At 59.7% G+C, this 13,774-nt stretch carries 16 protein-coding genes and 1 pseudogene; 5 read left to right on the top strand and 12 right to left on the bottom strand.

The annotated features are described in order from the left end of the window. Positions 1 to 115: 115 nt before the first annotated feature. Positions 116 to 1,327, top strand: a complete 1,212-nt coding sequence (hmpA, locus tag I6H87_RS33200) for an NO-inducible flavohemoprotein (protein ID WP_011154115.1) — start codon at positions 116 to 118, stop codon at positions 1,325 to 1,327. Between the two features lie 321 nt (positions 1,328 to 1,648). Here the strand turns inward: hmpA and I6H87_RS33195 are convergent, their stop codons facing one another. Beyond that, positions 1,649 to 1,864, bottom strand: coding sequence for a response regulator (locus I6H87_RS33195; protein WP_328706767.1), 216 nt, complete (start codon positions 1,862 to 1,864; stop codon positions 1,649 to 1,651). A 700-nt stretch (positions 1,865 to 2,564) separates the two neighbouring features. Continuing rightward, positions 2,565 to 2,690 carry an IS66 family insertion sequence element accessory protein TnpA gene (gene tnpA / locus I6H87_RS34950; protein WP_413227108.1) on the bottom strand — a complete coding sequence of 42 codons (126 nt, stop codon included), beginning with the start codon at positions 2,688 to 2,690 and terminating at the stop codon, positions 2,565 to 2,567. A gap of 378 nt (positions 2,691 to 3,068) precedes the next feature. On the opposite strand from tnpA, the gene I6H87_RS33190 reads away from it, so the two are divergent. From I6H87_RS33190 to I6H87_RS33175, 4 genes and pseudogenes are all read left to right on the top strand, one after another. After that, positions 3,069 to 3,641 carry a hemerythrin domain-containing protein gene (locus I6H87_RS33190; protein WP_011154112.1) on the top strand — a complete coding sequence of 191 codons (573 nt, stop codon included), beginning with the start codon at positions 3,069 to 3,071 and terminating at the stop codon, positions 3,639 to 3,641. 336 nt (positions 3,642 to 3,977) lie between these two features. Beyond that, a pseudogene (locus I6H87_RS33185) lies at positions 3,978 to 4,228 on the top strand (nitrate/nitrite transporter); the annotation flags it as partial. Positions 4,229 to 4,425: 197 nt separating this feature from the next. After that, positions 4,426 to 4,800 carry a hypothetical protein gene (locus I6H87_RS33180; RefSeq protein WP_011154111.1) on the top strand — a complete coding sequence of 125 codons (375 nt, stop codon included), beginning with the start codon at positions 4,426 to 4,428 and terminating at the stop codon, positions 4,798 to 4,800. 47 nt (positions 4,801 to 4,847) lie between these two features. Then, positions 4,848 to 5,048, top strand: a complete 201-nt coding sequence (locus I6H87_RS33175) for a hypothetical protein (RefSeq protein WP_157886316.1) — start codon at positions 4,848 to 4,850, stop codon at positions 5,046 to 5,048. 198 nt (positions 5,049 to 5,246) lie between these two features. On the opposite strand, the gene I6H87_RS33170 is transcribed toward I6H87_RS33175, so the two are convergent. The 10 genes from I6H87_RS33170 to I6H87_RS34945 form a co-directional block, all read right to left on the bottom strand. Then, positions 5,247 to 5,753: a hypothetical protein gene (locus I6H87_RS33170; RefSeq protein WP_041688696.1), complete on the bottom strand. Its 507-nt coding sequence runs from the start codon at positions 5,751 to 5,753 to the stop codon at positions 5,247 to 5,249. Between the two features lie 228 nt (positions 5,754 to 5,981). Continuing rightward, positions 5,982 to 6,449, bottom strand: coding sequence for an RES family NAD+ phosphorylase (locus I6H87_RS33165; RefSeq protein ID WP_011154109.1), 468 nt, complete (start codon positions 6,447 to 6,449; stop codon positions 5,982 to 5,984). Continuing rightward, complete coding sequence (locus tag I6H87_RS33160) at positions 6,449 to 6,877, bottom strand: Xre family toxin-antitoxin system antitoxin (RefSeq protein WP_011154108.1); 429 nt, start codon at positions 6,875 to 6,877, stop codon at positions 6,449 to 6,451. The genes I6H87_RS33165 and I6H87_RS33160 overlap by 1 nt, the downstream gene beginning before the upstream one ends. A 336-nt stretch (positions 6,878 to 7,213) precedes the next feature. After that, the gene (locus I6H87_RS33155) at positions 7,214 to 7,714 is read right to left on the bottom strand and encodes a hypothetical protein (protein WP_011154107.1); all 501 of its coding nucleotides are present in this window, start codon (positions 7,712 to 7,714) and stop codon (positions 7,214 to 7,216) included. Positions 7,715 to 7,825: 111 nt separating this feature from the next. Then, on the bottom strand, positions 7,826 to 8,305 hold the full coding sequence (locus I6H87_RS33150) for a hypothetical protein (RefSeq protein WP_011154106.1): 480 nt from the start codon (positions 8,303 to 8,305) through the stop codon (positions 7,826 to 7,828). Continuing rightward, positions 8,298 to 8,912, bottom strand: coding sequence for a hypothetical protein (locus tag I6H87_RS33145; protein ID WP_011154105.1), 615 nt, complete (start codon positions 8,910 to 8,912; stop codon positions 8,298 to 8,300). Before I6H87_RS33145 ends, I6H87_RS33150 begins: the two co-directional genes overlap by 8 nt. Continuing rightward, positions 8,909 to 10,441 carry a site-specific integrase gene (locus tag I6H87_RS33140; protein ID WP_041688694.1) on the bottom strand — a complete coding sequence of 511 codons (1,533 nt, stop codon included), beginning with the start codon at positions 10,439 to 10,441 and terminating at the stop codon, positions 8,909 to 8,911. The genes I6H87_RS33145 and I6H87_RS33140 overlap by 4 nt, the downstream gene beginning before the upstream one ends. Positions 10,442 to 10,443: 2 nt before the next feature. Continuing rightward, on the bottom strand, positions 10,444 to 11,661 hold the full coding sequence (locus I6H87_RS33135; RefSeq protein WP_011154103.1) for a tyrosine-type recombinase/integrase: 1,218 nt from the start codon (positions 11,659 to 11,661) through the stop codon (positions 10,444 to 10,446). A 1,009-nt stretch (positions 11,662 to 12,670) separates the two neighbouring features. Beyond that, positions 12,671 to 13,096: a type II toxin-antitoxin system VapC family toxin gene (locus I6H87_RS33130; RefSeq protein WP_011154102.1), complete on the bottom strand. Its 426-nt coding sequence runs from the start codon at positions 13,094 to 13,096 to the stop codon at positions 12,671 to 12,673. Further along, a complete protein-coding gene (locus I6H87_RS34945; RefSeq protein WP_082236122.1) occupies positions 13,090 to 13,362 on the bottom strand; it encodes a type II toxin-antitoxin system Phd/YefM family antitoxin in 273 nt (90 codons plus the stop codon). Before I6H87_RS34945 ends, I6H87_RS33130 begins: the two co-directional genes overlap by 7 nt. Between the last annotated feature and the right edge of the window lie 412 nt (positions 13,363 to 13,774).

The raw sequence follows: 13,774 nt of genomic DNA, 5'->3' as shown, positions 1-13,774 counted from the left end.
GTTACTCCGTCACGACCGTCTCACCTAGACTTGACCTTGATCAACGCGGCGAGGCAGGCCACCGTCTACCCTCGCCGATTTGGCGACCCCTACGCCCGCGCCATGGAGACCGACTATGCTGACCCAGAAAACAAAAGACATCGTAAAGGCCACCGCACCGGTGCTGGCCGAACACGGCTACGACATCATCAAGTGCTTCTATCAGCGCATGTTCGAAGCGCATCCCGAACTGAAGAATGTGTTCAACATGGCCCACCAGGAACAGGGCCAGCAGCAGCAGGCGCTGGCACGGGCGGTCTATGCCTATGCGGAGAATATCGAGGACCCAAACAGTCTGATGGCCGTCCTGAAGAACATCGCCAACAAGCATGCAAGTCTCGGCGTCAAACCGGAACAGTACCCCATTGTTGGAGAACACCTACTGGCCGCCATCAAGGAAGTGTTGGGCAATGCCGCAACCGACGACATCATTTCCGCTTGGGCGCAAGCCTACGGGAATCTGGCCGATGTCCTGATGGGCATGGAGAGCGAGTTGTATGAGCGCTCTGCGGAACAACCCGGTGGCTGGAAGGGGTGGCGCACCTTTGTGATTCGTGAGAAGCGCCCCGAGAGCGATGTGATCACGTCATTCATCCTTGAGCCTGCCGATGGTGGTCCCGTGGTGAACTTCGAACCCGGACAATACACCAGCGTCGCAATCGATGTGCCCGCGCTCGGGTTGCAGCAGATTCGCCAATACAGCCTGTCGGATATGCCGAACGGGCGCAGCTATCGCATCTCGGTGAAGCGCGAGGGCGGCGGGCCGCAGCCTCCGGGCTATGTTTCGAACCTGTTGCATGATCACGTGAATGTTGGGGATCAGGTCAAGCTGGCTGCGCCCTATGGAAGCTTCCATATCGACGTTGACGCCAAGACACCCATTGTCCTGATCAGCGGTGGCGTTGGGCTGACACCGATGGTCAGCATGCTCAAAGTGGCATTGCAGGCCCCACCGAGGCAAGTTGTATTCGTGCATGGCGCACGTAACAGCGCAGTACACGCGATGCGCGACAGGCTGCGCGAAGCGGCGAAGACCTATGAAAACCTTGACCTCTTTGTTTTCTATGACCAACCGCTACCGGAAGATGTCCAGGGACGGGACTATGATTATCCGGGCTTAGTCGATGTGAAGCAGATCGAGAAATCGATCCTGCTGCCAGACGCCGACTACTACATCTGCGGTCCGATTCCGTTCATGCGAATGCAGCATGATGCCCTGAAGAATCTCGGCATTCATGAGGCACGCATTCATTACGAAGTGTTTGGTCCCGACCTGTTTGCTGAGTAGCAGGGACCGGTCGTTCCGGTCGCCGCCGACTTGGTGAAGATCGGTTGTCCGGGCTTTCAGTAGAGCGGAAGGACATCGATTCGCAGATGTCCTTTCCTTCCTCATCGACCAATCATTTCCGGATAGCGCCGCACAGGCAAGTGTCGTCAGGCAACTCGGGGGTTGCAATAGCCCCAGAACGGACTTTCCTTCCGCTTTCGTGGCGCCATTTTTGCGCCGCAAGCCGCACGAGTCGGCGTCTGGCAGTCGCCATCAATCAACTCGATGCCAGCCTCGGCAGCGCAGTCTTGCGCTCGCGCTGTCCAACATATCGTCGATCCGCTACGGCGGGCACAAAGCGACACTGAGCCAATACGCCAAGGTGTTAGCATCTACCGGCTTTTTGAGGACAGCCAGCGCGCCTTTGGCAAGGGCATTCGCTTGGAGGTCGGCCGACGGGAATGCCGTGATGAATATGGTCGGCGGCGCATAGCCAAGTGCCAGAATGCGGTCGTGCATGGCGAGCCCCGAGATGCCGGGCATCATGACGTCAGGCACGATGTCTCGGCGATATGGCCCGATTGCAAGAACTCCTCCGCCGACGCAAATTGGCGTGTAGGTTTTCCGAACGAGCGTACAAGACTCGCCGTTGCGATGCGCATAGCCTCATCGTCGTCAACAATCGAAACTACTTGTGCGAAACACAAGAGAACCTCGACGTTATGAACGTGTGCCACAGAGCCGATAATGCCATTGCAAACAGTCTGTACTGCCACCGCAAGCATAATGCCAACCGCTGAAAATCATACATAGATATTACTGGTCGCAAGGACATCGCATCTTGAGTAAGATGCAGATTTGATATGCCTCACCCATGCTGGCGCCGCAATTCGTCAAACCGTACGTTAAGACCAAAAGGAACGATGCGGCCGATGCTGAGGCGATCTGCGAAGCGGTAGCACGACCGAACATGAGCCTTTTTGCGGCGGGCCCGCAGCAGGAGTTCACGCACGGGCAGCGGATCTTCGAGCGTAATCTGGGCCTACTCACTTGCGCTTCATAGCTCGACAATACGGGATTCTGGGATGTCGCATGACATTCAAATTGACGAGGTAGGCCATACCGTTGAGAAATCAAGGCTATTTGCTGCTAATTCTAATGACGCCGGGATGACTGTACTATGGGTCCGTGCAACAGGTGATCACCATCTCAGCTGTGCTCGTGGCTGCCGCAATGAAGGCGGTGTCGGCGGTCACCGTCAGCGGCAACCCGGCCGGTCGTGGTCCACGCGCTTGCGCCATGGGCCAACAATGCTGACCACCAGGCCATGCTGGTGACAGAAGGCGCGGATGCTCAGCCCAGTCTTGCGCCACTGGGCCAGCATCTCCCACCAGAAGGCATCGCACCCGCCTCGCAAGCGGTGGCCGCCATGGCAACATCGAAGGATCGTGACCAAGTAGTGACCACTGGCCGGCGCCCGCATCGAGCTGACCGGCGCGCATGTCGAGCGCATCGTGCGCATCGTGCTGGGGCAACTGGGAGGCGCCCTTCCATGGCAGCCCAGAAGCGCAAGAGCGTCATGCCGGGGTTCGAGCAGGGCCCATTGTGCCGACACAGGCGTGTGGGAGAGTGGGCGACGCCCACTATTGATCTAAATCAGCCCCAAATGGTAACGGGAGACTACTGTTCAGATTAGAGCCTCTTGAGTTCGATACAGCTTCGAGCCCGATCGTGTACTTGACCAGTTTCGCTGGAGCGCGCCATGACCGACCAACTTGCCATTTGGCATGCCGATCACATCAATTTCGCCGCACTGCTCGACCTGCTGGAAGAGCAGGTGAGCGTTTTTCACCGGGGAGAGCAGCCGAACTACAGTTTGATCGGCACGATCATCTATTACATGCGGAACTTTGGTGATCGTGTTCACCATCCTCGCGAGGATGTTGCGTACGCACTGCTCGTCGAGCGAGATCCCGGCATGCAGATTGTGGTCAGCCGGCTCCTGCAAGAGCATCGCATAATTGCCAGGGTGCGCGAAGAGCTCCTAAGCCGTCTGAATGAAGCGGAGCGAGATGTCATCACTTCGCGCGCGGCCCTGGAGGCCGCCGCGGCCATGTATCTTGTGTACTATCGCAATCATCTCTCCACTGAGGAGAGACACGTCATGCCGCGCGCTGCGCAGCAGCTGACCGAAGAGGACTGGGCAGAAGTCGCGACCACCGTTCCAGACAGCCCAGATCCGCTGTTTGGAGAAAATATACAGGAGCGCTTCGCGGCGCTGCGCAAGCAGCTCGAGGGGGAGGCGAAAGCGTCCAGACAGGAGTCGATACATTGAGGAAATCGATGCCTGGAAGCAGACCATACATGATGGCGCCAGGCACTTGCCGTCCGGATCAGGCCAGGACCTCCTCGGCGGGTACGTGGACTTATCCGTGTGCGCTTGCCACGGCGGCATAGGTCACATGCGGGCGATGAAGGCGCCCCAAATATTTCATAACGTCCAAGAAAGCTTTTACATCACTTGAAAGCCGCCATGCATACATTTGAAGCACAAGACTTGGAAATGCGAATCATCTGGACAACTTCACATTTCCCCTCTTAGTCATTGAGGCTATGTTTCGCTGGATTCTAGCTTGCCGCCTCTCGAAATCGCACTGGAGAGCCGATGCCGATGCGCAATGACGATCTGTCAGCTCGTCGTGGATCCACGCTTTACATCTGGACTCCTGAGGATAAAGCGTTCTGGGAAAGAGAAGGCGAGGCGATAGCCAAGATCAATCCTCTGGATTTCCGTGCCGGCGCTTTTCCTGGCCTTTGCCATCTGGCAAGTCTGGAGCGTGGTGGCGGTCAGCCTGCCCGCACTCGGCCGGCTTCTCCTACACAACCAACCAGCTGTTCTGGCTGACCGCCGTGCCCGCCCTTAGAAACTAGGGTTTTCCCAGCAGTATGCAAGGATTCCTATCCGCTCGAAGGACCGCATCCAGCAAACGAAGCTGCCCCCCACTTACAATGTTGCTGTGCAATACAGGACCAGGGCTGAAGAAGCGCACGAATAGCCACACGCCCTGTTTGCGGCGGGCTAATACACGGGGCCGCCGAGGGATGCAGCGGAGGACAGAATGGCGACAGCTCGAGCTGGAACCAGAGGGGAGGCACTGAAGCTCCTGGAAGCAGAGGGAGTAACGGTGGTCGAGTTGGACTACGAGTTAGGTTGGCAAGATGCAGTTGAACTCGGCAGGCTCGGCGACAAGGTTGGGGTACGCGTCGAGTATCGCGGGCACGAAAGCATTGCCGTCCGCTCGCCGGCTGCGCTCGTTGCCGGCCTATTGCGACCAAAGACAACGTTCCGGCAGCGAAATCTTTACTGCCAGTTTGAGTTCGACGAACTGCCAGCAGGTGAGTTGGACAGATTGGAGGCAAAGGCAGCGACAATGGGAGACTACATCCTGGCTAGACACTTGCTACGGGAAGTGGATGCGGAGTGGGTCGAGTAGCTGACAAGCTCTAGAACCGAGCGCTGAACCGGGGAATCCAGTCCCGCGTGGCGATCCTGCGCGCGGACTTCCACGGCGCGCTGCCCGCGGGTCTGGCCACCACGCGCGGCGCTGAAAAATTCGTCAGTCGCCTGCAGCAAGGCCTCGATCAGATGCTCGGGCACATGGTGGGTGATGGCCTGCGTCTTGGGATGCGGCGGCATGGTCATGTCTGGGCGCGATCTCCTGCAAGCGGTATTCCTGCGTGAAGCAGCAGGCCAGCAAACATTGCGAGGCACAGTAGCGCAGAATTTCTTGCAGAAGCGCAAATCGCTTCTCGGGCGGAAAAGTCAGATTGGCCCAGGCCCGGAATCCTGCATGAGTCAGTGCTATGAGCTTCCCGGGCGTTCCCGCTCCCGTTTGGCACAGTTCGTTCGCCTCTTGTTGCAGCAGCCGATCGAAAACGCTCATGCCGGCACCTCGACCGGAAAAGGATGAAGATCCGCGACGCTGACCCAGCGCGCGCAAATTTTTGTGCGACCGCGTATGACCTCTTCGACCTCGACGTCGGCTGTCGGACCGCTCGGACCATTGAAGAGCGACAGCACGCGCGCCCTGCGTGCAGGCAGGTAGGGCGCTGCCCGATAGGTCAGGCTGGCGATGGCGCCGGCCTCGATCCCGCCATACCGGCGATAGAGCGGTGTGCCGTTTGGATGTTGGCCGATCCTGTCGCCGAATGCCGGCGCTAGGCCATCCAGGAAGGCGCCGAACTGGGACCGCCGCATGCCGATGCCGCCCTCAGTCTCCTGCAGCAACTGCGGGACCACGCCATAACGGCGAGCCAGCGCAGCTCGCATCGGGCGGTCCAACTTCGTGCCGGAACAGGCGAGCGGCAACAGCGCCAGCGCATGGGTGAGGGCGGCCCGATTCGACGGGGTCGGGAACAGGGACAGTTGCGAGGGTGGGGTAAGCATGGGAAGCGGTATTCACGATGATGCTTCCAGATTACCGACACACCGGCAAAGTCAAGGGTACGCCGCGCTCAGCTCAGGGAGTGTTGGACCTTACCGCCATCCGCGGTATTGTTCATTACGGCAGAAGGTTGCGTCGCCATGATGGCCGCGGCAACCGCGACCGAAACGAAAATCAGCTATCTCGCAAGCGCCAGCTGGGGGCCTATTGCCGCCGCGCGTACGGCCTCGTTACAACGAATGAGGCGTAAAAAGCCTGTCATCCCATTGCACAGGCTCCGGCGCGGAAACTTGGATCCGTGGGGCGTCAGGATGCGTGGGATTGACCAGAGCGTTCCATTCCCCGCGAGCTACCACGGACGGCACCAGCAGGACTGCGGAGCGGCCCTCGGCCAGCCAGCGATCACCAAAGCTTCTGGCGGCACGGGGGTCTTCCTGCGTGTCCCAGCCGGTTGGCAGCTGGCCGACATCGACTCGTTCGACCGACACGTCTTCAGGCACCGAGCCGATCACCAAGACGTGATGGCGCGGGACCTTGCCGATTCGGGCATGCACCAGCACCTCAAGCATTGCGCCAGCGAAGCTCAAGGCGCCATAGATCACTGGCCGCCCGGGGCTGTTGAAGCGCCCGCCGACCAGCATGGCGCCCGTGCCGTTCCAGACCTCGTGCCGACGGTCCGCAATCCGAAAGATCCGCATCAGGCGGACATGCCGTAGAAGAGCCGCCACAACAGTTCCTCAACGCGCCTGGCGCCGAGCTCCGTCATGGCCACGTCCAACGGCTTACTGCCGCCGAGCAGCGGATGGGCGGCATTGAGAAACGCCCGCGCGTCGTCCTCATCGTCCCAGACGAAGTTCGCGGTGGCAAAGATCCGCGCCAGCCGCTCGGTCTTTTCCGATTCGTCCGGGGTGAGTCGATCCCTGCGGCGTTTGAAAGTGGCCTCTGGCACGATGCGGGACATCAATGCACGGCGCTCCTCGGAAGTGCGTACGACGTGGTCGACGATCTCGCGCAGCGCGGACTTGGGGAGGCCTTCGCGCACAGCCGCGTCCAGTTCTGCGATCGATAGCCGGGGCGGCGACAGCGCCATCACGGCGCTGATATTCTCGGGCGAGACGACTAGCATGGCGGCACCTGGTCGATCAGTTGATACCTAATTATAGCCCAATTGATCCCAATGTATCGCCGGCCTCTAGGCTAAAGTGACTTATACGGCTCAGCGCGCATTCTTGGCACCTACGGCCTAGCGTTGCGTTGGTTCGGGTGTTCCGTTTTTGTTGTATCTCAGGCGGAAGACGGCCGAGTGATCCACAGGGCGCCCACTTTTTTGGCTGGCATGTGTTGCGTGCCCGTGGCACCCGTCTTCGTTGCGTTGAGTTTTGTGTGGAGGCGCAACGGAAGGACACGCCAGGCCGGGAGTCTGACGACTGCGGTGTTGCGTGTTGCGCACTAAGGCGCGGGACTACGATCGCGTCTTTGGTTTGACCCCCAGTTCCCACAGCACGTCGATGTTGCGCAGATATATGGAGACGTTCTCGGCCGAACTGTGGATGATCGAGTGCTCGCGCCCATCGATGGCGTCAACTTTTGCCGTCCACGGATCTTCCAGGCACTGGCAAACATTCTCGATATCGTCGCGATACTGCTGCAGCGCCTTCGGGGTCCAGGTCCGCATTGCATCTGGAGCCAACAACACAGAGAGCGTACCCTTGCGCTCCCCGATATACCGCACAGGGGAGAGCAGGCCGCCGACGTAGAGCATCATGAGCGCGTCGATCACGCGATCGTCATGGTCCTCGTCCCAGATGACCGCGAGGTCAAGGAATGCACAGCGATCGAGCCGGTTCAGAAGCTCGTCATGCCAGACCGGCGCCCGCAGGATGGAGTAGTGTGTTCCCCGGCCGAGGTTGCCCACAGGGCGAGTTTCGTCATGCAGGGTCTGGAAGAAGGGGCAATAGGACATGAACGCTCCTTTCGGGAGAGAGACGGCTTCCGCCGCGGAACCGCAGCCATTTCGTGGCTGCGAGCATCAATGCAAACAGTATCACGCCGGAGGCATTCATCTTCGCCGCGCTTAGTTCCGGCGTTTAGAGTTCTCCTGCATCGGGACGATTGCCGCTTCGGGTATGGCGCCGAGTTCTGCAAGCTTGTCCCGGGCGTCGCGATACTGCTCGTAAAATCTGGCCCACTTGCTGAATCCGCCCAGTTCGCCAACTGCACGTAGCGTAGCGACGTGGGAAGCCGTTAGCAATTGCACGGTGGCTTCAAGCTCCGCAATCCGGAGGTCCTTGTCGGCAAGCGTCGCAGCCATGTCAGCGCCAGATTGCTTGGCAGCGCGGCCACGCCAACGCCGGTATTCCGCTTGGCGCTGCTGATACTCGGCAAGCAGCCTGCGGCGTGACTCGCTGCGGGTGATCGACGACGCTGCCCTGATGGACGGATGCAGTCGGGCGACGGCGCGCGCCGTGATGTCCTCGTCGTCGGTCAGCAACACCTCAAGGATCTCACGCATTTTCCCGTCGTCGGCCGACGACACTTCATTGGTTTTATTCATCAAGTACTCCCCGTCGTCGGGGCAAGGAGAGGTCAATGCCATCGGGGAAGGGACGCTTGCCCGGCTGCGTTTGGAGCAGCCCTTGCACCCCAGCGAGCCGCTTTTCCGCGTGGTCGAGCTGGTTTTTCCAACCAATGCTGGTCGATGGGCGGGCCTTGATCGTTTCCACGGCAAGCTTGAGCTGGCCCTCGAGCCGAATCAGATTCCGCCTGTGCTCTGGCAGGTCAGTGGCCGAGAGGTGGCGACAGTCGGCGAAGCATTCCAGATGCTTGGCGCACGGATCGACCGTGAATGAGTTCAGGCAGTGCCCATAAGGGGTAGCATGGAATCCGTCTGCTTCGGCACGCAGGTACTCGTATGCGGCCGCGTCACCTTCCGTTTTCTGGATGCGCCGGAAGGCATCGACGATCGGACCGCTGGCCTTGCCACCCTTGATGAGCCGGGCAACCGTGCCGGCTTTTTCGCCGAGCAGGATCTCGACGTCCTGTGGAATTTCGATCTGGTCAAGATCCTCCGCCAGGCTGTCCAAAGGTATGTCCCACTGCAGGCTCTTTTCACGGACGAGTGCCTTGCCCAACTCGATGAAGGCAGAGTAGTGTGGGTTCATCGGCGCTCGCCTTCCAACTGGTCGATGACCGCCTGTATTTCGGCGATCGTGCGCTGCAGTTGCAGGTAGGCCGGCGATCGGGCATCACCACGGGAACTCTGCTCGAAGAGCGAGACTACTTCACGCATTGCGGCCAATACACTTTCGTGCATCGTTTTGTCGTGCAAAGGCATAAACTTCCTGCACCCATAGCACGACGTCACCGGGTTGTAAGGGCAGGCTGGTTGCCCCGACGTGCAGCCGCCGATGCCGGCGATCGGGATGCCGTGAGGCACGCCGGCGATCTGCTGTTCTCCCTTGAGCTGGGTGAGTTCTTCCGGGGAGATGAACCGGTCGTGCGCGATCTTTGCCACCCGCCGGTATATCTCTGACGCGCCGAGTGCCCGGTTGACCCGTTCCGCGTGAGAGGCTGACGCCGCAAAGTACACCAGCCCGGTCCGTACATCGGAATGTCCCATGAACTCGGCGAGCTCCTCGTGGCTTGCACCAGCGTCAACAAGGCGTTGGGCTGCCGTATGGCGAAGGTCCATCGCGCAAGCGTCATCCCCGATGAGGCGTTCCACGCAGCGGGCAATGCGAGAGCCGGCTTCACGATTGGATCTGACGTCGAAGACGCGATCGCTCGCGTCGCGACCGTGCAAGTCTGCATGTGCCACCGGGGCCGTGAACAGCACCGCCCACTCTTGTTTCACACGACGGACCATCGGCCTTTTGCGAAGCCGTCCCCGTTGCTTGACCATGACGAACGTGAGGTGAACAGCCGGTTCGCCGCCGGGTTCTGGCTGCCAGACCCGTACATCACGCCTCGTCAGCATCGCGACCTGAATGGGGCGCATGGCGAACTGATAGGAACAGAGCACCATCGCGGCCTCGCAAAGCTTGTCATGCGCGACGCCTGACCAGCCTCGGGTCCTCACGAGATCCGATGTTTCGTCCAGGTAGCGAACGATCACAGCTTCTTCATCAGCGCTCAGGAAGACATCCCCTGACCGCACACCAGCATATGAGTCCGACGCGGGGCCGGGCAGGGCGGCGCTGACATAGGTCAGATACGACTCGGACCACCCGTGCAGGCGATGCCTGCATAGCAGCCGCAGAACCGTCTTAACGAAACGATAGGCATGAACCGGCAACTGACAGGCGCGCAGCGCCATCCATATCGTTGCTATGCGGGTTGGGCCGGCTGCAACAACGCGGTCGACGTCATGCACCTCGAGATGCATTGCTGCGCTCAATACATTGAAGCAGGTCGAGATATGCACGTCTTCGCCCAGCAGGAAGACCAGTAGATGCTTCTGCAGAGCGCCATAGACAGCAGGATACCGGCCGAAGTCGAGCCGGCCCATCCGACCATTGAGGTGAAGCCCAAAGACATCTGTCTGACCGACTGCCGGAATGGAGCGGAGTTTGTCGTCGAAGTCGTCGTAGTAGCGTACAACGGGCGGTAGCTCCGGCAATGACGCCACCATGCTTTCGAGCACCGATGGCCCGGCTTGCCCACGAAGCCGGGAAGGGAAGACCTCTAGCATGATCAGCGTCCCTGCGGCAGCGCGCGCAGCAAGGCCACACGATCATCGAACGCGTCGTTCCATACGCTCGCGAGTCGGCTTTCAAAGACAGCCCTGGCATAGCGCGAAGGCATGTCCGACTCTTTCGACCATCCGAAGAATGTACGCAGTTTCTGCAGCGCTTCGGGCATCGAGTCGCCTCGCTCCAGCAACTGGTGAAGCCGCAATACGGCGCTGGTATGCCGGAGGTCATGGCAGGTGACCGACTTCTTTTCGGTGCGGTCGTGCAGTTCCTTCAGCACATCAGCTGGCAACGCTTTCGATATCGTTGTAAAGATCTTCGTCAACGACTCTGTGGAAAGAGGGCCGCCAGTCTGGGCGCTTAACATGAACGAATGGGAAGGCCGGCCCCGGTAATTTTCGCAATAGATCTGCACCAGGCCCGCCGTTGCGTCGCTGACGGGAATTTGCCTGACCGAATGGCGCGTTTTGATGCTGGGTTTCGAGTAACGGCTGTCGCTGCCGACTTCTTCATACTCGTTTTGCCGGACGTTCAGCCAGTACCTTGTCCGGCCAAGTTCGCGGTCATAGCTGCTCTTGATGGCGTCCGCTGGCAGCAGCAACAGTTCGCCGCGGCGCAGACCCTGATGCAGCATCAGCACGAACGCGATGAAGACCCGCCAGCGCGTGTGCGCGCGCTGGAAGGGATTGGCATCCGATTCCGGATCCAGGATCTGATAGAGACTCTCGACCACACTGGAGGGCAACGACCGAACGGTCTCGCTGCGGGCACCTTGGCGAATGTGAAGCTGGCGGTAAAGAGTTGATAGTCGGTGGATGCGCGCTTCGATCTGTCGCATCTTCGCGTCCGCCGACTTCGACAGCCATGTGACCACCGATGTCACGAATGCCAGTCCGGTCTGCCACCGGTCCTCATTGCTGCGAGTGGCGACAGGCTGATTACGCAGACTCACGAACCACGACTCGAGAATGTCCGCAAGCCGGGCATCGTCAAGGTCAGATAGCGCGTCATCCAGGGCATTCGCCTTGAATGACCGATCCGCATGCTCATACAGGTTCTCGATGTACCGCAGCCGCATGGTCTGCGTGGACTTTGCCCATTGAGCACCCGCGATGACCAGCCAGACCGCGGCCCAGTACCTGGGCATGTGGTTGCTGTCGACCAGCGCAACCCCCCGGAGCGCCCGCGGCACGGCGGCGGCGCTGACCTGAACGAACATAAAACCCACAACAAAACGCAACGGCGAAAGATACCATAAAAGCACTTTTCCGTTGCGGTACTTGAAGCCTCCGTGCCGTCCCACACGCAACACTTCAGGACATACCAACAGCGCGCATAACAATCATTATGTTAAATATAAGTCACATTTAGACATTGTACGCAGAATTGTCTACGCCCTGCGTAGACAATTGGAGAGAATCCACCGTGCGCCCTAAATTGCCTTCATGTTGCGGAACTGTGCGGGCCACATCCGCGACTGGCCCATCGCAAAGCGCAAGGCGGCGCTCCACAAGCTGCTGCACCGCGTTCGGTTTTTGCAGAATTTGTTCCTGGCCCCATGGGCTAGAACAAGGAGGCCGCGGCGAGGCGGGCGGGCGCGTGGCAGCAGCCCCTCCAGCTTCGCCCGTGATCGCGCGGAGGCGCACGCGGCGCGCCTGACGGCGACAGTCCTCGGCGTTCAAAGCCGCAGCGAGCCGAGCCGCGGACTGACCAGATCAGCCACTATTGCAGGGGTCAAGATGACGTGGCGAGTTACGCGCGCGGAGCCAGCGCTTAGGTTGCGATTAAAGCGGATATCCACGTTGTTGGCCCCAGCACTTCCTCCAACCGATTGTTTCCCAGCGCAGGAGACTACGCAACGCCGACACGCCAGGATCCAAGATCTGTCTCATCGTCTCCGCAAAAGGATTCGCGAAACGCCGCAAGAGAAATAATTGCCGAGAACGAAACTCTTCAACCAGCCGCGTCTTCCCGGGCATAGCGGGCTTTGCATCCATGGCCCACACGTGGATGCCCGGTCGCAGCGGCGACATGTCATCTAACGTCCATCGCCGGTTGCGGTTCTCCATCTTTCAACGTCAGCACCATCCTTCCGTTTTTCCGTGCTGTTCCAGTTCATTACGCCAGGTCGACACCAATCAGCTTGCGCAGATCGGCCTGGCTGCTGAATGCCTTTTTCCTGGCCGGCGTCGATGGCTGCCTTGATGATCGCCTCGTCCTCGCGGCAATCAGGGGACGAACCAGTTCGCCAGCCGCAAACCAGTCAATTCCGAAAAATCCTTCGTATTGCGTGTCACCAAGGTTAGCCCATGCGCTATCGCAACCGATGCAATCTGCCCATCCACGAATGGCAATGTGAATCCAGCCCGCTCGCGTGACTGGCGCAGCTCCGCGTGGATCCGCGCTGCGGCAGCGTCGTAAGGCAAGACTGGCAAAGTGCCCACGACATCTTGCACAAAACGGCCAACTGCGTCCTTCCGTTGGCCATCCGGCATGCGCAACCAGCCATAACGGAGTTCGTGCCAGACCGGGGCCGGAATTGCTAGCTCCCCCTCGTAGCGGGCCAAATTGTCCGTTACCGCGACCTCAGGTCTCGGCCGCATGGCCTCTGAAACAATGTTGGTGTCGAGCAACCAACTCACGGCGCTCACCATGAGAATTCTCTTCCCCCATCGGGTTGGCGTACTTGCGCAAAGGGATCGCTCTCATTCTCTTCTGTCAAATGCTGTTGGCGCCACTCTGCCAGACGCGCAGAAAAGCCAGAGGAAGACCCAACCAGCTGTCGATATTGAGACCACGACATCAAGACGCCGGCAGCCTGCCCGCGCCGGGAGATCAGTAGGGGCTCTTGTGCCACTTCTACACCTCGCAGCGCATCAGCGAGGTGCGCTCTTGCCTCAGAAAACGGGATAGTTTGCATGGAAAGGTGCTCCCTTGCTTGATATGTACGTTTCAATTGTACATCAATGGGACTCCAGCGTCAGTTCGACACCTTGCCACAGGGAATACTGATCGTCCCGGAAGGTCCCGGAATTGTTCGACCGGGCGGCCGACCCCGTTGCGCCATTCTGGTCGAGGTACCCACTAGACATTAGAGTTGGGCATTGACCTGCTGACGAAGGCACACGCCGGCCCTCCCCGCAGAATGAAGCGGCGTCGACACCCGCCGGAAATCTCCGCCCGCGTCGATCACGACGACTCGAATTCCCCGCCGAGGACGATCGCCGGCCCAGCCTACCGAGACGAGCCAGCTCGCCTTCGATTTGGGATCTGCTGCCTTACCGGTCGCGAGTCCAGCCGCGTAAAATGCTCCCGACGTTGTCCACCGGCCT

It is taken from the genome of Cupriavidus necator (assembly GCF_016127575.1).
GTDB classification, from domain to species: Bacteria; Pseudomonadota; Gammaproteobacteria; order Burkholderiales; family Burkholderiaceae; genus Cupriavidus; species Cupriavidus necator_D.
Note: the sequence above shows the minus strand (reverse complement) of the source record. Positions and strands in the feature narration are given on the sequence as shown.